The organism is Paenibacillus lentus, assembly GCF_042714055.1.
Taxonomy (GTDB): domain Bacteria; phylum Bacillota; class Bacilli; order Paenibacillales; family Paenibacillaceae; genus Fontibacillus; species Fontibacillus lentus_A.
This window is the reverse complement of the sequence record NZ_JBHGVC010000001.1, coordinates 203,214-224,327: the sequence shown is the minus strand read 5'-3', so window position 1 is coordinate 224,327 and position 21,114 is coordinate 203,214. Positions and strand designations below refer to the sequence as shown.

Here is a 21,114-nt window from a genome sequence, read left to right as displayed (position 1 = left end):
ATTATACCTTCCCTTTCTTGATCAGTCAATTGCGAAATAAGGAACAGATCAGCGGCTGATAAGCCAAAGGCATATTTTCGTTGTTTTTCGGGATAATATGAAGGATTAGTATATGGAAGGCGGGGTGAGAACCATGAGCGAAAATAGCTTGGTACTTCTCAAAGAATTACTCTCCGATAATCCAGATATCGTATTTAAATCATTCCTCATAGATGGTAGGACATGTACGTTAATCTACATCCCAAGCATTATCGATAACATGACCCTTCAAAAAAACATTTCTCATCTATTACATGTAGAAAGTCAATCCGACAGTAAATGGGATCATTTCCGCACTAGGCTAGAGCAGGGGCAAGCATTTCCTATTTCTTATCAAGCCGAATCAAATTCTAAGCATGCTGCTGAACTGGTCGTGCAAGGAAAGGCCCTGCTTTATGTACAAGAACTCGCGACTTTTTATTATTTTGATATCGTACAATACCAGAAAAGATCGATTACCGAGTCGCAAAACGAATTAGTCGTCACGGGTCCGCAAGAGGCTTTCATCGAAGATATTCACAGCAACCTTTCATTGCTTCGCCATAAGCTTAGGCACCCTAAATTGAAATTAAAAGAATATACGATTGGAGATTATTCTAATACATTAGTCTATGTTGTATATATTGAGGGGCTTCCAAAGAAGGAGATTCTGAACAAAATTGATAAAAAGCTACAAAGTATATCCGTAGACGGCGTTTTTGGAATCAGTTATATAGTTGAACAATTCAAGGATCAACCTTCTCTTTTTCCCATTTTTCAGTACACGGAACGCCCTGACGCGGTTGCTGCTTCCATTCTGGAAGGCCGGATAGGCATATTAATGGACGGAGTCCCTGACGCTGTCATTGCACCTGTAAGCTTCTTCTCCTTGCTACAATCCTCTGAGGATTATTATCAGAATTTCTATGCTGCCAGTTGGATTCGGATCATTCGATTTACATTTTCTATTTTATCTTTGCTTCTGCCCGCTTTATATGTTGCAATTACGACTTATCATCCTCAAGTGCTGCCAGCCAATCTACTGATCACAATCTCTGCGGCTCGTGAGAACATTCCCTTCTCAGCATTATCTGAAGCTTTAATCATGGAGCTCACCTTTGAAGCACTCCGGGAGGCGGGAACACGAATTCCTAAGCCTGTCGGACAGACGGTCTCCATCATCGGCGGGATTGTCATTGGACAAGCCGCTGTTCAAGCTGGAATCGTATCCGCTCCTATGGTCATTGTTGTCTCTATTACAGGAGTTGCATCTTATATTATCCCTCATTTAGAGCTGGGGTTGATTCTAAGGCTGCTTCGTTTCCCCTTTCTTATTTTAGGCGGATCGATGGGACTGATCGGCATATTCGCCGGATCATTTGTCATCTACGCTCATTTAGTCAGCTTAAAATCTTTTGGAGCTCCATACTTGCAGCCGGTTGCTCCTCTGGTCTTTTCCGATTGGAAGGATACATTCCTACGCGTCTCCTCACCTCTAATGAAAAAACGCAGCAGCGCCTTTTCTAGAATCATGAACCGAAGGAGAGACAATTAACATATGAGAAGATCGCTTTTGAACATCGTTTTCTCACTGTTAGTTCTATCCATGATGACCGGATGCTGGTCCAAAGTGGAGCTGGATGAGCGTGTTTTTGTTAACGGATTATATCTGGACGTTGGTAAAACCCCTGGAACCGTGGCCGTGACTATCAGCACCCCCCTCTCGAATCGGCTTCAATCTGGTCAGGAAAGCGGTGGCGGCAGCAGTAGTGAAAAACCATATTCCCTGCTCACCCAACAATCGACAAGTATTAGCAAGGCCCTCGAGACTATTCACAAAGATCTTTCCCGCCAGCTCAGCCTGTCAGAGATAAAAATAATTATGATCAGCCAAAAATACGGTAAACAAGGGATTTCCGATCTACTAGAATGGATCAAAAGGGAGCCCGATGTCCCGATCGGAGCCTATATATTGGTTACATCCGGAGATTTACAGGAGACTGCACATCTAACGCCCGTTTTTGAGCAGTTACCTACAACTGTTCTTCTGAGCTTTGCTTCCCAAGGTTATATGTTAAATACAACGATTAGAGACTGTATCGTTTCGGAAACGGCAGGGTTAGGCTTTGCTGTTACCCAACTGAAAACCGGTACGATCATTTCGGCTGCAGATGCCGGCAAAAAAGAAGCTTGGGCAGGGATACAAGGCGCTGCTTTGTTTCAGCAGGACAAGCTAAAAGGAGCATTGCCCTATGAAGAAGCCAAAGTTATAGCTTGGGCTAAAGGAAATCTTAGGTTTCCTATTTACTCCGTTCAATGGGATGAGACACGAGGCAATGCCGATGTGAAATTCACTTACACGAACGGACGAACCTCCGTCAAGATGACCAATGAGGGGCCGGTCTTCACGGTTCACCTAAAGGGGAGAGCTAGCATCATTGCTAAGAAAGATGCCTTGAACCGTCCAATCAAAGACATCAGCGGAATTATTATGGAACGGCTAAATCATAGAATCTCAGCTGACTTTAACAAAAGTATAAAGGCATCTCAAAAATCAGGTGCTGATGTCCTTCAGCTTGGATTTCTATTGGAGTGGAACTACCCTGCTTTTTGGAACAATGTAAAAGAAAAATGGCCGGACTACTATAGCCATCATGCCAAAATTAATGTGGTAACGAACTTCAGCTTCGATGATTTCGGCAAAGAATACTGATCTGAAGGAGAGAAAAAACATGAAACCGAACAACTGGCGGTTGGCTAGATTTGCTTTTGTTTATTTTAACTCCCAGGCCTCCATTTTTTTAATCCCTTCTCTGCTGGACACCTCTAATTATCAGGGACTTGCTGGTATCGTGCTCGGATCTCTCCTGAGCCTGGTCGTTTTATGCGCAGTCGTATATGTTGGGAAATTGCAGCCTTCGGCTTCTTGGGTAGAATTCGGCAAACAAATCATGGGCAAAGGACTCCATAGCCTCATGATTTTCTTACTGCTGGTGTGGTGCGTATATTATGCTTCCTATGACATTCAAAACTTTGTTTTGTTTTTCGGTACAAATTACTTAAAGGGCACGCCGCCCTGGTTTATTCAGATGATTATTGGTTTGGTGGTGATCTATGTCGTCAGTAGAGGGGTAAGAACCATCGTGTATATGTCTGATGGACTTTTTCTAATCATTCTTTCCTCGATCTTGTTTATTTATTTCTTTTTTGCGCAAAAAGCGAACTTTCAGATGTTACCTGCCTTAATAAATTATTTTGATTTCTCCACCTTTTTCAAAAACACCTTGGCAACCTTTTCGGTAGTCACGGAGTGGGTTGTATTCCTCTTTCTTTCCCCTGAATTTAAATTTGGAAAGGGGACTTTTCAAAAGCTCGCGGTTGCTTCGGCAGGGAATTGTATCATCGTCATGGTGGGTTGGATCTTCACTTTGTTAAACTTTAGTCCTCATTATGCTAAACAGATTCAATATCCTTTCCTCGAAATCATTCGAAGTATGATCAACGAAGGGCTGCTAGAGAATTCAGCACCATTTATCATCGGTGTATGGACGGCCTCTATGTTCATCCATTGCTCTTTCCTGATTTATGTGGCCACAAAATGCATGGCATATTTAACGAAGGGTAAAGGCGAAGCAATCATCCTCCCCGTTTTAGTTGTTATAGCAATTGCTATCGCGTTATATTACGCCTATCATTTATCAGCATATCAAAAGCATTATTTTTCTTTTGCTGTAGTGCTTATCTGGATTTTCATTGAGTGTCTACCTTTGTATTATGCGATTGTGGCCATGATTAGGTTCCGAAAAAGGCCCCTTCATAGAAAGGAATCGATCCAATAACATATGACAAAATCTATTGATTTCATTTTTCATCTGAATCAGCTGCGGGTATCCAACCGGCTAGCAGCGCTCCCCCCTCGGGATGGTTGCTTACGGCAAGCTCTCCTCCGTGTCGTCTAACAATTCTTTGCGAAATCGTTAACCCTAATCCGCTGCCTCCCGTCGAACGACTTCTCGATACTTCTCCACGATATAGAGGTTCAAAAACGCGTTCCAGTTCTTCCGAAGAGAAGCCCGGCCCGCTGTCGCGTATCGTAAACTTTACTTTGTTGCCATCTTTATAACATTGGACAATAATTACATCACCCGAGGGTGTATGTCTGACAGCATTATCCAAAAGATTGTTCACAGCACGCTCCAATAAGTGCGAGTCGCCGCTAATGATGCAATCATCTGTAAAAGGCTTTGAGATAGAGATGTGCTTTTGCTGCGCTAGCGGACTCAGGCTGTCAATGGACTTTCGTATGATAAGGTTTAAATCAACTGTGTTGTTGCTGAGTTCCGTCTCCAAATACTCCATTTTTGTAAATGTGAAAAGATCCTCTACCAGGCGATCCAATTGAGCCGATTTTTCTTTACAAACCGCTAAGTATTTGGCTATTTTCTCCGGGGATTGAGCGATCCCCTGCTCCAATCCCTCCAAATAACCTCGTAAGGCAAACAACGGTGTCCGTAAATCATGCGCGACAGCAGCAATCACGAATCGGCGTTCATCTTCCAATTCTACTTGTTTTCGGTATGAATTCTGCAGCCCCTTTACCATAACTTCAAATCCGTCGCGTACTTCAGCGATTTCTGTGACCCTCGACAAAGGCAGCTCCACATCCCAATCTCCTGCTGCAATTTGTCTTGCTGCCGCGCTCATCTTCTCCAGGGGTTTAAGCAGAAACCGTCTCATTTCAATACCGACAATAAAGAAAGCCAGCAGCAGACCGGCAAATGCCGAAATCATTTGAACGGTATTGGACTTGGGCACATAAAGAATAACCCTTCCCAGCAAATGACCGTCCTCGATGACGGAGAACCGTTCCGTTGACGTGAATGCGCGGCGTTCTGGATTAGAGCGATATATTTCCTGTCCTGACGCAGATTGAATGGCGACATCTATCTTCGCTTTCCGCAGCTCTTTATGCAGTTGGTCTTGCCAGCTTGGATCCATCCATTGATCCGAGCCCGCTTCGATCAGTTGAATCGTCTGGGTCAGCTGTCGTTGCAGATTCTCATTTTGCGAGTGATACTTTGTGATGCTAAGCGTTTTTGTTTCCATCAAGTGAGCTGTGACAAAGAAGATCCACGGCAATAAAAGTATGAGGAAGAAGCACAGCAAAGTAAAGGTACGAATGCGAATGGTGCTCATGTTATCCTCCCTCGAAGCGATACCCTACTCCCCACACGTTGACCAGGTGTTGCGGGTGGTTCGGATCGGATTCAATTTTCTCGCGAAGCCGGCTAAGATGGACTCGAATCGTATGTCTATCGCCCACCCCATCCCAAAATTTTGCAAGTAATTGTTCATATGAAAAAACATGTCTCGGGTGCTCGGCAAATAAACACAGCAGCTCATATTCCTTTGGTGTGAGCACTACGTTTTTTCCTTCCACGATCACTTCTCTTGTAGACAGATTTAACTGGATACGGCCATAATTCAGAATTTTTTCCTCCATTTGCTGCTTGGAAGCTGAACGCCGCAATACAGCTTTTACCCTAGCAACAATTTCTCCAGGTGAAGCGCTTTTAACGATATAGTCATCACCGCCGAGGGTCAGGCCTCGAATCTTGTCCACATCATCACTGCGAGCACTCAAGAAAAGGATAGGAACGTTGCTCTCCGCCCGAATCCGGCGGCATAGCTCAAATCCATTCTGTCCCGGCATCATGATGTCAAGAACAATGCAATGTATGGAACTCTGCTCAAACAAGGCCCATGCTTCGGCGGTGTCGCAAGCGGTTATGACACGAAAATGATCGTTCTCCAAAAAATCCCTCAATAGATCGACGATACTTGGGTCATCATCTACAACAAGTATCGTATTGAATGCACTCATAAATATCCCACCTTCACGTCCTAGTTTATCATTTTTTCTCCAGGAACAGACGGAACCTATGTTTTGTGATGGTTTGTTATTGTTTTGTGACTTTTTTACAGCTTCGTTTGAGATATTCGTTTGTTATATTTCTACAAAGCAAATTTGAAGGGGGATTGCATCATGCTAAAAGTTCAAATCGTGCTCTTCGATGGCTTCGACCTTCTGGACGCCATTGCACCTTACGAGGTTTTTTGCGCCGCTGCAATGAATGCCGAAGACACATTAAATGTAGAATTGGTCACCGCCGAAGGGCCAAGATCCGTACCAAGTGGCATCAACGGATTAAAAATTGAAGCAAGCGGCAGACTGAACCCGGAACAAACGGGCATCATTCTCGTACCTGGCGCCTCCGGCGACGTTGAGGGAGATGGCCCAGACTCCATCCCGGCTATTCTGAACAGAGCCAAGAATACGGAGTTGACCGGTATGATTGAACAAGCACTCGGGCAAGAAGACATCGTAATCGCCACGGTATGCGGCGGTTCACTGCTGCTTGCCATGGGAGGGTTGTTGGAAGGCAGACCAGCGGTAACCCATCATATGGGTATGGATGTACTTGGAGCAACCGGAGCTATTCCTGTCCCCGCGCGTATCGTGGATGACGGCAACCTGGTCAGCGGCGGCGGCGTAACTTCCGGACTCGATGTAGCCCTGTACCTGGTGGAACGTGAGCTTGGATCCCGTATCTCACATGCGGTAGAGCAATTGTTCGAATTTGAACGCAGAGGGACGGTTTGGAGAGAGTCAGGAATGCCTCCTATTAGCCGCCAAGCATTGACGGGCGATGAACCGAGCATTGCGTTAGACACAGCGGTGATCAATTGCAGTACCCTGGATAACAGCATCGCACAGATCTCTGTCTTCGAGGGAGATTGGGATGCGACGATCGTTACGCCCATCGGCAAATTGCAGGTCAAGCTCTCGATATCAACAAGTAAACATATGATTCAAGGTACGGCAACACAAGGAGATGAGACGGTCGAATTTTTAAACCCCGTATTTCAGGACAACCGGCTTATTTGGTCGCTTCGAATCACGAAACCTATGCGATTAAATCTGAAATTCGAAGTTACAGCCAACGGAGATCACATGACCGGAATTGCCAAAGCCGGTATACTGCCGGCATCCAAGCTGACAGGAAAACGAATTAACTAACCCGATTGTATATCGGTCATAAATATGGAGCCACGGGGGTTTTTGAATCACATGAAAAATCGGAGAACATTTTACAGACTTTTGGCGATTGTCACCGTTCTATTTATCCTTTACGCTTTGCTGAAAAGTTATATTATCGATCCCGGAGCTGCAGGATTTTTAAGCCATAAAACCGGACTTAAGCGCGAGCTGAATCTCCCGGTCTGGTTGAACGTCATGTACATTCACGTTGCATTTGCATGTATTGCGATGGCGTCGGGGCTGCTCAACTTTTCAAATCGGATTTTAAAAAAAAGCCGCAAATTCCATCGCATCAACGGCTATATTTACTTGGTGTCCGTACTTATTGTTGTGGTGACTTCCGGATATATGGCACCTTACGCCACTGGAGGAAAAATAACTAGTATAGGGTTCAATGCGATAAATATTGTATGGCCGCTTATAACCATTAGAGCCCTCTTCCTAATCAAAAAGAAACGAATGATTCAGCACCAGAACTGGATGATCCGAAGTTACGCCTTTTGTTTTACGAACCTGCTGATTCATCTCGTTGCCTCCCTCTTTCATCAGGGATTCGGGTTCGTATACGCGGCGAGCTACACGATCGGCGTTTACGGCTCTATTGTTTTGCTGCTCGTTATTCCTAGTGTCATCATCCGAAAGGTCAATCCATCCAAAGAACCTATCCCAAAAGAGACAAGAGTCTCTGCTTAAGGGGCTCACTATAATGAAGCTTTCTTGGATTATAATCCTTGAAGCTTCGCTTTATCCTGTAATGTAAACCCGAGTACGTACAAAACCCGCAAAAGACCTGATTTACAAGGCCATCCGCGGGTTTTAACTTCTCCCCAATTCACTTTATTTCCACTTGTGTCCCCCAATAGCACAGGCAGCCCAAATTCAGCCCTTAAAATTTATCGAATGATTATCTTTCAAATCGCCCGACAACTTTCCGACGTCAACCTCTTTACCGTCCATCCATACGGACGGGCAAGATCGTCCATTCTCCTCTACCCCGCTATGCACCACGATCTCGCATTTAGGACATGCCAGCTTTTTGACCAACTGGATTAGCGATTTGCTGCGGGCGCTTCCATCCGAGAATACTTCAATCTTCTTGCTCATTAAATTTCCTCCCTTGCTTAATACTTTGGAAGAGCGGACAATTCGAAAGTGACTCGTTCGAGTGACGTGCTGCACGCTCCAGAAGGGTCTTCATCTCCCATAGCTGCTCTATTCTCTTCTCGATTTCCGCTATCTTCTCCTCAGCATGGCAGCGCAGCTCTGCTTCCGAAACTGCAGCACCGTCTCGCATCGCAAGCAAATAGAGAATTTCCTGTAACGTGAAACCGATCGCCTGTGCCTCGCGAATCCAACGGATGTCGTCTACGACAGATTCGTCATACATGCGATAGCCCGCTTTCGTCCGCGGCGGCTCCGCAATCAACCCGCGTCTTTCATAATACCTTACGGTTTCCAGGTTTACGTTGGCCTGCTTCGATAATTCCCCAATCGTTAGATATGCCATACACCGCTCCTCCTTCAAGGTTCATCTTACTTCCTGTACTTAGCTACGGAGTCAATAGGCTGTTTACAGCTCTCTCATTTTTTAAAAATTCCAAACCGCTTAAAACGCCTGTAATCGACCTTTTTAGGCGTAAACACCAACTAATGTACCCCAGCATTACCATCGTCATATTTAACGAAAATAGAGGTGTAAGAACGCGTTAAAATGCATGTTTCAAACCACACTCCCCTGTGTTATCATCACCTTAGTCTTATTGTGCGACAGATTATTAATATTTACCGTGCTCTAAAGACTAGGGTACAAATAAAATGACAAGGAAGATTGTGATGAACACTAACATGAATTACCGATTTGCTAATGAAAGAATTCCAAAGCTAATTCTCTCGCTTGCTGCTCCTGCCGTCGTTGGGCAGGTCATTAATGCACTATACAATGTAGTTGACCGAATGTTTATTGGAAGGATGCCGGAAACAGGGACGCTTGCCTTATCTGGCATCGGCGTAGGATTTCCGATGATCATGGTGATTTCAGCTTTTGCTGCGCTTATTGGATTTGGCGGAGCGCCTCTCGCTTCAATTCATATGGGGGAAGGGAATCCCAAAAAAGCAGAAGAAATGATGGGCAATTGTTTTGTTATGCTTCTGATCGTTTCAGTCGTGCTGACCCTATCTATTCTCATCTTTAAAACTCAGTTATTAACTTTATTCGGGGCAAGTCCGGATACTTTGCCGTTTGCAGACGATTATATGGGAATATATTTATTGGGCACGGTCATGGTGCTCCTATCCTTAGGCTTAAATCAATTTATTGCGGCACAGGGATTTGCAAAAACGGCAATGATCACAATATGTGCAGGGGCAGCCGTGAATACGATTCTTGACCCCGTTTTTATTTTCGGGATGAATATGGGCGTCAAAGGCGCGGCACTGGCTACAGTAATATCACAGACCATCTCAGCGATATGGGTGTTGTGGTTTCTCACTTCGAAACGAACCCATCTACGTCTGCGAATCAAATACATGCGCATCAACCCTAAAATTGTTATAAGTGTACTTACATTGGGACTTTCCCCGTTTATAATGCAATCGACGGAGAGTCTTATTCAAATTGTATTCAACACTTCCCTTGCTAAATATGGCGGAGACCTGTATGTCGCTGCAATGGGAATTATGAGCAGTCTCATGCAAATTTTCACCCTGCTTTTGCAAAGTTTTGCACAAGGGGCACAGCCGATTATAGGATTTAATTTTGGATCCGGTGATTTTAAACGGGTTAAATCTACTATAATCTATTGCAGCATTTTTTGTGCTGTTTTTGGGTTAGCTATGTGGAGTATCGCTATTTTTCTGCCCCAGCTTCCTACTATAGTCTTTACGAATAATCCCGAGTTGATCACACTAACGGCCAAGCTTATGAAAATATTCTTTCTCGGTACGTGCATTTACGGCCTTCAGTTAGCATTTCAGCAAATTTTTATTGCCTTGGGACAAGCTAAAGTTTCTATTTTTATTGCCATCTTGCGCAAAATAATTTTACTTATTCCGTTGGTATACATACTTCCAGTATTCATCGAGCCCAAAACGGATGCCGTTATTATTGCCGAACCGATTGCAGATGTCTTAGCGGCTTTAACTTGCTGCGGTTTATTTGGATTAACCATAAAACGGCTTCTAGATCCCGATAGAGCGGTACGGCGTCCTTAAATTTCATCGTCTACTCTTAAGAAGCTTCGATTTGCTCGGGACGGGACGGCTGTCGGTACGAATCTATGCATAAAAAACCCAGTCCGCTTACTGGACTGGGTTTAGCCTAATTTAGCCTAAAAGAAAATAAGCAGCAAAGTGCCAACTAAAAAGCAATAATACGTGAAGTAAATGAGCTTGCCTCTCTTCATAATTCCCATAAACCATTTCATGGCGAAATAGGTCATGAACAGTGTCGCAATAAAGGCCGCTATGTATGGAATGGCCAGTTCGCCTTTATTAGGTTCATTCATAAAATCAGAAAACCCGAGCACAACACCGCCAAGGCTAACAGGAATATAGAGCATAAATGCGAAACGCAGCGCTGTATCCTGTTTGATGCCGGAGGCAATGGCAGAAATAATTGTAGCCCCGGAGCGGCTAATGCCAGGTGCAAGTGCGACAGCCTGTCCTAAGCCAACTAAAATGGCATCCTTCAGCGTCATATCCGCCTCGTTTTTAGTGCCTTTCATATTACGGATTAAAAATAAGGCGATACCTGTAACAAATAACATGATTGCAATCGTCGTCATACTTACACTGTCTGCAATAAAATCCTTTAGGACGACCCCAAGGATACCTGCTGGAATCGTACCGATGATGATATACAGCACAAACCGGAAATCGCTTTTGTAGCGTGTATCCTTGGTTAGCAGATAGCGGATTGAATTTTTGATTAGGCGTATGATATCCTCGCGATAAATCCATAATACGGCGAGTAATGAAGCGGTGTTCGTTAGAATCGCAAACGTGAACCCCTGTTCACCCAGCCCTAAAATCTCACTCGCAATCATCACATGTCCACTAGACGATACAGGAATGGGTTCTGTAAAGCCTTGAACAAGCCCAATCACGATCATTTTTAAAATAAATAAAATGTCTGTCTCTCCCATAAATCCTCCATGTCTATTACAGTATGTATCTTGCTTTTAGTACTCACTCTTTCTATTTTACATAAAATTAATAATTAAATCGTTCTATTAATATAACAAAATCATATGGCAAGTGACAATTTCGTCACCTGCCATGTGTTAGAACATATCGATTGACTAATAGAATGGGTATGCTGCTAGACTGTATAGACGTGGTTAATGACCTGCCCTGACGTACCTGTACAGTACAAGGTGACCGTAAGAGCTGCAGCTGACGTATCTAAGAATTGAATATCCCCGCTGGCCTGTCCCACGCTCCGAACCTGCTCGTCCGAGGTAGTTAGATGAATGGTTATACAGTTCGCTACATCCCACTTCAAATAGTACTTGTAACTGCCATCCGGCTGACGGCTTCGGCTATATGACAGCAGCTGTACTTTCAAAAAATCCGTAACCGTGATCGTCATGCGCTCCTGTACAAGACAATCCGGTCCCATACAACTAAGAATGTATTCTGTAGATGCATCCCCAGGCACAACGGATATCGAGCCACCTGATACTCGCCCAATACCTTGATTCAAGTAAATCCCATATGCATCTTTTACTTCATAGGACAGGATAACCGGATGACCAAACAGCGTTGCATGATCCGGACAATTGGATGTAAACCTGGTAATAACGGGACGCTCCACATAGACCGTTGCAGTACGGGAAATTTGCTCATTTGCGCCAAGAGCATACAATCGAAACGTGGTATCTGTGAAAATCTCTACCTCACGACTCCCCACACGATCAACCGTAATGTCTCCCGGTGTGAGTACGCACTTTACGGCATCCCCAGCTACAGCCCATTCCAGTTTTACCGTATCGCCGACAGCAACTTTAGTTCGGCTGCACTCGAAGTCCAAAATCTTAAGAGGCGGTCTCTTCTTAAAATAAGCAAGAAAATCAGTCCCTCCCAAATCCTCTTCTGACCCGTCAGTCCGAGATGGCCATGTTGCCCCGCCGCTCATCGGAATGTTAGTAAAGCGAACCGCCACGTAGACCATTTTCTCCATTTCGCCAAAAGAGACCAGATTACCGACGCTAAAATACATCTTGTCTCTTGGAACCAGGTCATAGTCATTAAGGGGGTATAACTTGAAATACACACCATAACGATCAGGATCATAAGCTTGCTCCACACCCCAGTTATACGGAGCATAGCAGATCATTTTCTCCGCCCATTCCTTCGTGGTCAGATAAGCCTCTCCGCGGCCAATTGGAAAATAAACATAGATGACTGAAATTTGATCTTGCTCTGCTCCAATATCCGGAATCGGCGCCCCCTCGGGCAAATGATTGATAAAGGAAGCGGTCTCCACACAACTGACATTGACTACTTCAACATCCAGCGAGTTTGGAAACAATAAATCCTTCCCCTGTTTGTGCTCGCTGAGCAGAATCTTTTTCTCCCCCAGGGCATTAGCTTGGATCAAACGGTCCATGACATGACCTCCCCCTCGAGCAGCAGAACGGGATAGGCACTTCCATCACTTTTGGTACAAATTAATTTTGCACCAAGCAGCTTTTCTGGATTTTTCGGTTTATCAGGCCTTTCCGATAAATATTCAAACTCCCCTGAGCTGACTGTTGCAGCATTATGCCAGTTAGATCCGTCTTCCGTAAACTGGAAAACAACTTCCTTCGTGTCCTGGGTTCTCCATGTCCACTTGGTATGGATATAATGAGGATAGACACGAGCATGGCTTCTAAATATTTGCGGCTTATCCAAAGTGAGTCCCTGTAGATGAAGTGCGGCATACTCCGTGTAAATGCGCCCCTGTGCGCGCAGGACGACCTGAGGCTTGGAAGGCATTTGAATTTCCATCGTACCACGCTCTTTTACAGACATATAAGCTGCGCCCACCGCAAGCTGTAAAGCCTCACTATACTGTGTTCGCCATATCACCTGCCTCGCAGCCGGATCATAATCCAGCTGCAAGATGTCCGGAGGCTGCACATACAAATTCACAATGGCGGCAGTCTCCGCAGCGTTTCCTTTTAGCGACAGACGGTATTCCATACTCCGATTCAGATCAACTTCCACACCGGGAGCCGGCAAAGTAAAAATGTTAATCCCGCCGGGTGTAATCTGCCCGTCTTTTGCCCCGCTGATCTGCCATTGCAAGCGCGGCTTCCCACTCCCGCCAGTCGTCGTTTGTTCGCTGAAAAAACGATGAATCTGAGGAACGGCCGGCTTTTTCTGGATGGGAAACACCTTAATGATATCGTCAATGCCCACCACATTTTTAATCTCAGCATACACATAAGTTAACCCAACCGGTGCATAAGACTGGATGTTCTTGCCTCTGAAATAAACGCTAAACAAGGTTTCAATGATTTTTTGATTATAGCAGCTAATGACAAAGCTAATATGCCTCTCTTCTACAACGCCCTCTGCGACAGACCAATCACTGGACTCCGTTTCGAAAGTGATCAGCTTCCCTCGCTCCGCATCGATGAAATCCCCTGCCTCTGTTCCAAAAGGAAAGAAAAAACGAATATACGACGTATCCTCCACCGGTTCGCGGTTTTGAAGTTTTTTGAGAATGGCTTCGGCGGTGAGCTTCTGGGGGTTATTAAATACCATTTGATGTACCCGATCCGGATTAAGGAGTTGAAAGGTTAATACATTTTTCACGCGATTATCAAGATCCAGAATCGCATGATCGTTCACCGCGATATGATTGTCGTCAACGTCCAGCAAGTATCGGCAATGATTAAGCAGCCCCTGCTCATTTTGTAGTTTCTGTTCCATGCGGCCCCCCTACTTTTAACTTCAGCCATCCTTCCACCGCCCGGAAAGGAGGTTTGGCCAGAAAAGCATTTCCGTTGGATGGATGAAGATTTTCGGCTTCGATCCATTCCTCCGCCTCGCCAGGCGTGATGAACTCCCAATCCCGATTAGGCAGCTTGGTCAGCGGCATAACATAGCTTTCTTCTCCTACCAGCAATGGCCCTGCATACAAGGTCAAATAAAGCTTATCCAGAGCAGCTTCAATGCGATCCAGCGGGATGCGCTGTTCCGAAACGGGCAGCATTCCGCTGATCAGATGTATACTTGCGAGCGGATCCATAATTAGGGAGATGGTTGTTCCTTCGACCTGATCATCTGCTGGAACTTCAACCCGGCGGTTTTGTTTCAAATAATCGGTCGCTGCATCAGGTTCGGCAAAGGCGCTGTTGAACTGCTTATAGTCAGATTGGCCATCTTGAATGAAAAAACCAATGACCCCGTCCCCTGTATGATGCTGTTCCCCAATCCATAAAGGCATCTCAAACTGCTTAATGGATGTATCTGGTATAGGTACAGGCTTCTTCGTATTGCCTTCAAGCAATTTATAGCCTTCAGGCGGCCCGGCTTGCACCAGCTTGACGTTGGCTTTGGCCAATACAAGCGGTTTCCCCACAAACAGGCTTAATCCGCTGGCACTTGCTGATTCAGGCTGTTGAATATCCCACAACGCAGAGTCAATCAACTGAAGAAATGGTGTAAGCACATCCTCGTGACGCTCCTGACTGCGACGTAATATCTCACTCAACAAGGCTTTCATATCCGCATTCATCGTAGCTGGAAGCTCTTCCGAGCCGGCTGCAAAAAATGGCTGGTCATTCGTAGACGGCATACCTGGCGCATTTCTCCACTGAACACGATCCCCATCAAACGCCGTTGCAATCAGACTTCCAAGCATCACACCCTCTTCGTCATAGATCAATAGGCTCTGGTCTGTATGATTCGGGATCATCCAGCCGCAGATCGGAGAGTCCGGAAGGTTAAAATCGCAAAACTCGGGGCTTCTTGCCTTGATCCAGTTGAATCCAAGCCGGGTAGGCTGCATGAAACGAGGAGGCAGCATAATGTACTGTCCCATCGGCGCCTTCGACATCCTCAAATCTTCTGCAATCGCATATTCGTTACAGACAATATCTTGAAATTGGCCAAAGGTATCAATCAATCTAAGCTGGTCGAATTTAAAGAATCCTCCCCTTAAAGGTGAAAAAAACTCGTTGAACAACGGCTTTTCAATGGCAAAGTCCTTCAAAGCATTGCTGACTAGAGCTGCTAAATCGATGCTTCCCTTGTGAAGCACCAGGACAGGAAAGCGCAGCGCTAGCTGACTCATCAAAAATGTTTCATTAAATCCATCTAACGCCTGCGACAAGTAATCCGATTGATCCAGCGCCCCAAATGTCTGAGCAAGCTCAGCTCCAAGCTGCTTGACGACCATCGCTTGCAGCTGTTCCGCGATATGAGGCGTTATAAAAATTTTCCCCTTCATCGCTACAGAATCTTTGGTAACGGGCATAGGGCCGTTAAATACATAATCCGTCCCTTGAAATGTCCAGCTACTCAGTTTCGGATGGCTTTGGGCAAGCTCTCTGTCGGGATAATACAGACCGCGCCAGCATAGCAATACAGGATTCCAAGGCGGTTTCCAAAGATTTATAAATAAACGTTCCGGAAACTCTGCTCCTTTCTCCACCAGTCCATTCTCCATGTCGCGCTGCACTTGACGAATATACTCGGTCATCTGAATCCGTTCCTCTTTTGAAAAAGGCAATAACCCTAGCTGCTGTCCGATCAATGTTGTAATCAGCTCAGCACTATGCATGCTAAACAGTGCACCCTCAAGCAGTAATTCCGGATAGCTTCCCTTCACTTCCGTTTCAGGCAATAGTTGATTTGTGCGGATCACTGCGGAATAGGCGCTTCCTCTCAATGTAAAATCAAACTGCAGAGCCTGTACCGTTTCTTTCAGAAGCCGGCATTTTAATGGATGTCCCTCTCCGTTTACCAGATTCGAGTCGAAGAGCGATCCTCGATTGGCACCTGACAGAAGCAGAACAGGCGGATTCGGCTCATAGTATCGGTCTCCCGCAGTCTGCTGCAAATCATAGAACTCTTGAATGGAAAGGGTTAATTGTTGCTCCAGGATCTGAAGACGTTCCTGAATCTCTGCAATTTCGCTTTCGGATTGATCCAGCGCCTGAATTTCTTCCGCTATTTTCTGCTGATACACGGCCATCCATTTTTTCGCTTCTCCGCTTTCAAAGGGATCTCTGATATGAGCCTTAATCATGTACTTGCACCAAAGATCATAAATCGCCGACCGCTTGGCATCAGCACCAAATAGCTGCTGATACAGTTCATGGACCCCCTGCTGCAAATTACGGAATAAAACTTGATCGACTGGTGATAAATCCGGCAAGTCTTTGTAATCCTTGTCATTGATCTTGCTCTGAAGTTTGTACGTATTTTGAGCAGCAGCCATTTGAAAACGCCTGTCATGTTCTGCATAGTCTGCCTGATAGATCCCGTTCAAGTTCAGCAATTTATGACTTTGATCATTCAATAGCACACGCATCAAACGCTCGTTCGACTCCTCTTTCATACCATGCAAAGCCGAGAGCGCTTCTGCAGACGTATTGCCCACAGCCAGCTTGGGCATAGGAAGATTGCGGATGACTGAACCGTTATAATCGATTCTGTCATTGCTCCAATGCAAACCCGTTACAATGCCATGCAAAGCCAGGGAAGCAGGATACATCAAGCCATCCGGGGACTGCCAGCCGTACCGGTCCCGGCATATATCTGCAGATTCTACGAGAGTCAGTCCATCCTTGTAAAAACCTCGCACCACATAGCTGATACTAATATTTTCGAGGCGCCTGCCCATCTGATCGGTCAATTCATCATAAAAGCCAAATACATTACGATGATACGGATACATGGCAGAAAATGCGGGATTTCCCGGCCCAAGAGCGGTAAGCGTGTCCAGCCTCTCAGCAGGCTCGGCCATGTTCGCTTCAAAGGGATAAGACCGACCCAATATCCGATAAGGCCTTGCTGGATCATCGAGCTTCGGGAACGTCAAACTTCCTTCATTTCCGTATTCAGGAGCGCTTGCCTTTTCCAGTGCATCACTTTCCACAACCCAATGCCTGCATAATAAAACATCCGCTTGTTCGTCAGATGACCATAAACGAGAGATGATCCACCTCTCTGGCACTTTTGGATATTCAGGCTCCTGGTTCTCACTGTCTTGGGAGCCCTGCCTCAAGCCTTCAGGCAGAATCCAATGCAGATGAACACCTGGCTTTTCCTGTGTTTTTTCACTCATAATGCCGGAAGGCACTTCATCGCCCAATGGGTTGATAACGATCCGGGAAAAGTCGTCAGGTATATTGGCAAAGACAGTCGGTACGGGACTTGCTCCAACCATCATCGCTTGGATCTTTATCGGAACACACAGTATATTCGTATCCGGTCCGGTTATTGTCATGGACTTTTCACCTCTTTACAAGTTCCACATAAACTCAACGAAGGTCTCGTCTTTCCCGGTATCCACAACGATACTCCGATAGCCTTCCTCATCCTCAGAGCTGACCTCCAACGTGACGCGGATTTCGAGCTTCATCTTGGCAATACTGGCGCTGAAGTCTTTCGCAGAAAGTTTATTCTTCCACTCCGGGGTCGCTTTGAGATGAATAACCCCTGTTGCCTGATCCGTTTCCAGGCTTACAAACTTGGAGTTGTTGCAGTATTTAAATACTTGTCCTGAGGGCAGATGTTTCATCGAGATGCTAAGATCAGCATAATCCAGCATTTTGAACCCATCCGCCAGTTTCAACTGCAGATCGATAGGAGCATACAAATCTAGATGGGCATTTCCTTCTTGCGAAATATACATGGCGTTTAACGGGTAGTTATAATCAGCGCTTCCACTTTCTGAGCCATTCACAATTTGTATTATCGGCCTTTTGTTTTTACTATGCGGTTCCAATAGCTCCTGGCTCAGAATGATTGCTGCACTCCCGTTGATTGAATATTCCTTCTCGAATGTCTCTTTCCTCGACTTGCCCTTTTCATCTTGCCAAACCAAATCCATCAGGGCAATCAAGTTCTGATTTTGTTCTGGAATGTTCAGCGAAAGCTTTTCATGGATCGTCTGTGTATTTTTGTAGGTGTAAGTGGATGAAGCAATTTGCTCCTGAGTATCTGCATCAAAAATGCTGACCAGCATACCCAGCGATGGCAGCTTGGTCGGCAAAGAGGCGGAAATGATAAGCTCATAGCGATCTCCGCAAAAATGTGGATCAGAGGTATCACAAGTTATCGCATCTGTACTCCACTCCTCGGCATTCAACGTATCGCACGCCTCCTTTGATTTTCCCATCACTGCATCTCTGACATCTTGAAGCATCAGCAAGAAATCAAAATAGCCCTGCTGGTCCGGTTTTAAATGTGGATTAAAATCCACGATAGACTGCCGCACCGCATCTTCATCATAATCATATTTCAAGCCAGTCTGGCTGCTCCAATGCCGCTTCAAGTCTTCATAGTTATGGGCATCGGTATTCCAACCCTTAGTCAGCGTAGGCAAAAGATTATTTCTCCAGTCCTGATCTGAAGGTTCTTCCCCGCGAAAATAGCTCAAGAACCCATACACGGCCTTAGCTGCATTGGCAAAGCAATCATTATTGATCCGGGTGTAGCTGACCGGAGGTATGCCTCTAGACAGAATGAACTGCACGTTATAGTCGTCGCTGACCCCGCTCGTTCTGAATTTGCCCACATTCGGATAGGATGCATATTTTTGCGGGTCGTATTGCTCCGTAATATTGTTGAAGGTTCTCGTATCTTTCACTTCCACTATGGCCCAACGATTCACATCGCTCGTATAACCGTTGAACGGAACATAAGCAAAGCTGTCTGAGGCAATATGCAGCAATACCCCAAGGCGTCTCAATGCATAAAGTGCGTCAGGTGCTTCCAAATTTGAGCGATACTGCTCTTCTGCTCGCTCGAATAATAGTCTAAAAGTATTGCTGCTTCGGAGTGTTTGAATAGGAGCAACCCGATACTTGCTTCCATCAGCCGCGACAGTATCAGAAAAGTAATAAAAAGGAATCAGAATCTCTTCCTGGTTTTTGCGGCTTGTTAATGCATCCCGATCGTTCTCATCTTCAAGTGCAGACAAAAGCAAGGGAATCTTGCACATATTTGCCCCCTTGGATGGTTCACAAAGGCCGCGGTCTTTGATGGCTTCAGAGATTTGATCTTTCGGCAAATACAATGCCGCTTCCTGGTGATTGTCATTAATAAACTGGCAGGTTGCTGCGATCAGTTGGGCTTCCTGCTCACTGTATCCCGATCTGGAGGCGATGGTTTTCACCGTGAAATAATGAAAATTAAGCTTCATATGCAACCAGCTCCTTTACACGGTTTTGCAGCATGGAATCGCCAAGGAGCAAGCCGTTGCCGATCAGAATCGTTTCTTGCTCAAACTCAAAGTTATACACTTTATCCTCATAATCCGACCACTCTACTGCAATCACCTCTTCTAAACCTGATACGGTTCGTAACCGCATGCCAACCTGTACATCAATCGCAGGCAGAAGCCCCTCTTCAGTACAGACGATATGATCTGGCGTCATCCGCACACTGCGTTCGGAAGTAGAAATTTTATAGAGTTCAGCTTCATGTCCCGTCAGTACCTTTTTGACTTGAACGCTGTCTCCTTCAGCACTTCGCACCCGCTCACCGATCTGAATCTGATCTGCGCGCTTCAGTGTTCCGTCTGCCATCAAGATTTCAGTATCTCGGGCAAGGCATCCCCATTGAATAAAGATTTGAGCGCATTGAATGTTGAGCTTGTCGTAGTCCTTGCCGTCACTTTTCACGGAAACACCTACGGTGATAGGAGGAATGCCCTTACAAGACATAGCCACGCCGAAGCTGGAATAGAAATCCACGTCCGTATAGACTCTGTTCTCGATTTTCCTGAAATCGAGTATATTGTTCCACGATTCCGGAAATATGAAAGTCATTTTAGTACAGCGATTTTGGTCATCAAAGGCATCTTTACGCTGAATAATAGCATCGGAATTGCAATAATGATTGATCGTCCCATTAACCATATTTTTCAACCACATCCGGTAGCCGTATGTTTCATCAAAGCCGGTAATCCACCATCGATCCGCAGCCTCAACGGTAACGGAAAAAGGAACGCGGACAAGAATTCTCCTATTGTCTCCATCCTGGAACGGTTGATCATCATTGGTATAATCGTAATCGGGGATGGCCCCTGCACGTCTATAGGATATTTTGACTTTCGTATGATTAGGGTCTTTGCGATGAGATTCTTTAATGACAGGGGCATTTAGTGTAAAAGATTTGATCATGTCCGTGTTGCCACCCAACGTAAATCCTACGGATTTTGTAACGTATCCTTTCAACTGGGCAAGCTCAGATTCATTTTTGGCTTTATTCGAACAATAGAACGTGCTCTGAATCATAAATTCCCGAGGGGTATCTTGGAAATATTGAGGATAATCGGCTTGGATTTTGCCTTTGTACTTTGAGGAATTGACAACGTCTTCCGCTGTAGTATGCAGCAGCATTTGATTGGTCACGTCATAGAGCTGGGAAACAACGACAATTTGGTCCTTTACTTCAATATAGTCCGCCATAATTTCGGCCATCGTTGTTCCTTCTATGGAAGCAGCTAGAGACGGATCCGTTTGGAGGGTTTGACGAGCATGAAATATCATGTTCTCGATGGCTATTTTATCTTCGGGTCCTTCACGATAACCATCCTTTGACACATTCACTGATCGCTGTAGAGGCTTTGTCCTAAGTTCCTGAAGCGTAGACGCAAGATGAGGATATTTCTGATTAAAACTTTCCAAGCCGCCCACTTGACTCAGAAAAAAGCGGTAGTGATCATCATCGGCAAAATCAAGCTCCAGCATGCCTGTCTCGGGATCAATCTGCCCCAGCACCTTGTTATGGAAATCCGGTAAAAAATGATACACGCTACATTCTCC

General features: G+C 45.3%; 16 protein-coding genes. 6 read left to right on the top strand and 10 right to left on the bottom strand.

Annotated features, from left to right (window positions below):
• Positions 1–133 precede the first annotated feature (133 nt).
• From ACE3MQ_RS00925 to ACE3MQ_RS00915, 3 genes are read left to right on the top strand one after another with little or no spacing between them, the layout of a single operon-like run.
• On the top strand, positions 134–1,573 hold the full coding sequence (locus ACE3MQ_RS00925) for a spore germination protein (RefSeq protein WP_379389664.1): 1,440 nt from the start codon (positions 134–136) through the stop codon (positions 1,571–1,573).
• A gap of 3 nt (positions 1,574–1,576) precedes the next feature.
• A complete protein-coding gene (locus ACE3MQ_RS00920) occupies positions 1,577–2,731 on the top strand; it encodes a Ger(x)C family spore germination protein (protein WP_379389662.1) in 1,155 nt (384 codons plus the stop codon).
• 19 nt (positions 2,732–2,750) lie between these two features.
• Positions 2,751–3,857, top strand: a complete 1,107-nt coding sequence (locus tag ACE3MQ_RS00915) for a GerAB/ArcD/ProY family transporter (protein WP_379389660.1) — start codon at positions 2,751–2,753, stop codon at positions 3,855–3,857.
• A 22-nt stretch (positions 3,858–3,879) separates the two neighbouring features.
• Here ACE3MQ_RS00915 and ACE3MQ_RS00910 read toward each other — a convergent pair whose 3' ends face one another.
• Positions 3,880–5,214, bottom strand: coding sequence for a sensor histidine kinase (locus ACE3MQ_RS00910; protein ID WP_379389658.1), 1,335 nt, complete (start codon positions 5,212–5,214; stop codon positions 3,880–3,882).
• A 1-nt stretch (position 5,215) separates the two neighbouring features.
• Entirely contained in the window at positions 5,216–5,902 is a 687-nt protein-coding gene (locus ACE3MQ_RS00905; RefSeq protein ID WP_379389656.1) for a response regulator transcription factor, read from the bottom strand.
• 162 nt (positions 5,903–6,064) lie between these two features.
• Between ACE3MQ_RS00905 and ACE3MQ_RS00900 the strand changes: the two genes are divergently transcribed.
• Positions 6,065–7,099: a DJ-1/PfpI family protein gene (locus ACE3MQ_RS00900; RefSeq protein ID WP_379389654.1), complete on the top strand. Its 1,035-nt coding sequence runs from the start codon at positions 6,065–6,067 to the stop codon at positions 7,097–7,099.
• Between the two features lie 51 nt (positions 7,100–7,150).
• Positions 7,151–7,813: a DUF2306 domain-containing protein gene (locus tag ACE3MQ_RS00895; protein ID WP_379389652.1), complete on the top strand. Its 663-nt coding sequence runs from the start codon at positions 7,151–7,153 to the stop codon at positions 7,811–7,813.
• A 186-nt stretch (positions 7,814–7,999) separates the two neighbouring features.
• On the opposite strand, the gene ACE3MQ_RS00890 is transcribed toward ACE3MQ_RS00895, so the two are convergent.
• Together ACE3MQ_RS00890 and ACE3MQ_RS00885 are read right to left on the bottom strand one after the other, a co-directional pair.
• Complete coding sequence (locus ACE3MQ_RS00890; RefSeq protein ID WP_379389650.1) at positions 8,000–8,224, bottom strand: hypothetical protein; 225 nt, start codon at positions 8,222–8,224, stop codon at positions 8,000–8,002.
• A complete protein-coding gene (locus tag ACE3MQ_RS00885; protein WP_379389648.1) occupies positions 8,208–8,627 on the bottom strand; it encodes a MerR family transcriptional regulator in 420 nt (139 codons plus the stop codon). The genes ACE3MQ_RS00890 and ACE3MQ_RS00885 overlap by 17 nt, the downstream gene beginning before the upstream one ends.
• A 326-nt stretch (positions 8,628–8,953) precedes the next feature.
• Between ACE3MQ_RS00885 and ACE3MQ_RS00880 the strand changes: the two genes are divergently transcribed.
• Entirely contained in the window at positions 8,954–10,330 is a 1,377-nt protein-coding gene (locus tag ACE3MQ_RS00880; RefSeq protein WP_379389646.1) for an MATE family efflux transporter, read from the top strand.
• A 116-nt stretch (positions 10,331–10,446) separates the two neighbouring features.
• Here ACE3MQ_RS00880 and ACE3MQ_RS00875 read toward each other — a convergent pair whose 3' ends face one another.
• The 6 genes from ACE3MQ_RS00875 to ACE3MQ_RS00850 form a co-directional block, all read right to left on the bottom strand.
• Complete coding sequence (locus ACE3MQ_RS00875; protein ID WP_379389644.1) at positions 10,447–11,262, bottom strand: undecaprenyl-diphosphate phosphatase; 816 nt, start codon at positions 11,260–11,262, stop codon at positions 10,447–10,449.
• A 176-nt stretch (positions 11,263–11,438) separates the two neighbouring features.
• Positions 11,439–12,728, bottom strand: coding sequence for a hypothetical protein (locus ACE3MQ_RS00870; protein WP_379389642.1), 1,290 nt, complete (start codon positions 12,726–12,728; stop codon positions 11,439–11,441).
• A complete protein-coding gene (locus ACE3MQ_RS00865) occupies positions 12,716–14,041 on the bottom strand; it encodes a hypothetical protein (protein WP_379389640.1) in 1,326 nt (441 codons plus the stop codon). Before ACE3MQ_RS00865 ends, ACE3MQ_RS00870 begins: the two co-directional genes overlap by 13 nt.
• A complete protein-coding gene (locus ACE3MQ_RS00860) occupies positions 14,019–17,567 on the bottom strand; it encodes a hypothetical protein (RefSeq protein ID WP_379389638.1) in 3,549 nt (1,182 codons plus the stop codon). The genes ACE3MQ_RS00865 and ACE3MQ_RS00860 overlap by 23 nt, the downstream gene beginning before the upstream one ends.
• Before the next feature lie 15 nt (positions 17,568–17,582).
• Positions 17,583–19,487: a DUF6765 family protein gene (locus ACE3MQ_RS00855; protein ID WP_379389636.1), complete on the bottom strand. Its 1,905-nt coding sequence runs from the start codon at positions 19,485–19,487 to the stop codon at positions 17,583–17,585.
• Complete coding sequence (locus ACE3MQ_RS00850) at positions 19,477–21,102, bottom strand: Hint domain-containing protein (RefSeq protein ID WP_379389634.1); 1,626 nt, start codon at positions 21,100–21,102, stop codon at positions 19,477–19,479. Before ACE3MQ_RS00850 ends, ACE3MQ_RS00855 begins: the two co-directional genes overlap by 11 nt.
• Between the last annotated feature and the right edge of the window lie 12 nt (positions 21,103–21,114).

Excerpts from the sequence above, each read along its gene's own strand:
- ACE3MQ_RS00855 (WP_379389636.1), bottom strand. The coding sequence starts at position 19,487 with ATGAAGCTTAATTTTCATTATTTCACGGTGAAAACCATCGCCTCCAGA.
- ACE3MQ_RS00880 (WP_379389646.1), top strand. The coding sequence starts at position 8,954 with ATGAACACTAACATGAATTACCGATTTGCTAATGAAAGAATTCCAAAG.
- ACE3MQ_RS00885 (WP_379389648.1), bottom strand. The coding sequence starts at position 8,627 with ATGGCATATCTAACGATTGGGGAATTATCGAAGCAGGCCAACGTAAAC.
- ACE3MQ_RS00910 (WP_379389658.1), bottom strand. The coding sequence starts at position 5,214 with ATGAGCACCATTCGCATTCGTACCTTTACTTTGCTGTGCTTCTTCCTC.
- ACE3MQ_RS00920 (WP_379389662.1), top strand. The coding sequence starts at position 1,577 with ATGAGAAGATCGCTTTTGAACATCGTTTTCTCACTGTTAGTTCTATCC.
- ACE3MQ_RS00860 (WP_379389638.1), bottom strand. The coding sequence starts at position 17,567 with ATGACAATAACCGGACCGGATACGAATATACTGTGTGTTCCGATAAAG.
- ACE3MQ_RS00870 (WP_379389642.1), bottom strand. The coding sequence starts at position 12,728 with ATGGACCGTTTGATCCAAGCTAATGCCCTGGGGGAGAAAAAGATTCTG.
- ACE3MQ_RS00875 (WP_379389644.1), bottom strand. The coding sequence starts at position 11,262 with ATGGGAGAGACAGACATTTTATTTATTTTAAAAATGATCGTGATTGGG.
- ACE3MQ_RS00865 (WP_379389640.1), bottom strand. The coding sequence starts at position 14,041 with ATGGAACAGAAACTACAAAATGAGCAGGGGCTGCTTAATCATTGCCGA.
- ACE3MQ_RS00915 (WP_379389660.1), top strand. The coding sequence starts at position 2,751 with ATGAAACCGAACAACTGGCGGTTGGCTAGATTTGCTTTTGTTTATTTT.
- ACE3MQ_RS00895 (WP_379389652.1), top strand. The coding sequence starts at position 7,151 with ATGAAAAATCGGAGAACATTTTACAGACTTTTGGCGATTGTCACCGTT.
- ACE3MQ_RS00905 (WP_379389656.1), bottom strand. The coding sequence starts at position 5,902 with ATGAGTGCATTCAATACGATACTTGTTGTAGATGATGACCCAAGTATC.
- ACE3MQ_RS00925 (WP_379389664.1), top strand. The coding sequence starts at position 134 with ATGAGCGAAAATAGCTTGGTACTTCTCAAAGAATTACTCTCCGATAAT.
- ACE3MQ_RS00890 (WP_379389650.1), bottom strand. The coding sequence starts at position 8,224 with ATGAGCAAGAAGATTGAAGTATTCTCGGATGGAAGCGCCCGCAGCAAA.
- ACE3MQ_RS00900 (WP_379389654.1), top strand. The coding sequence starts at position 6,065 with ATGCTAAAAGTTCAAATCGTGCTCTTCGATGGCTTCGACCTTCTGGAC.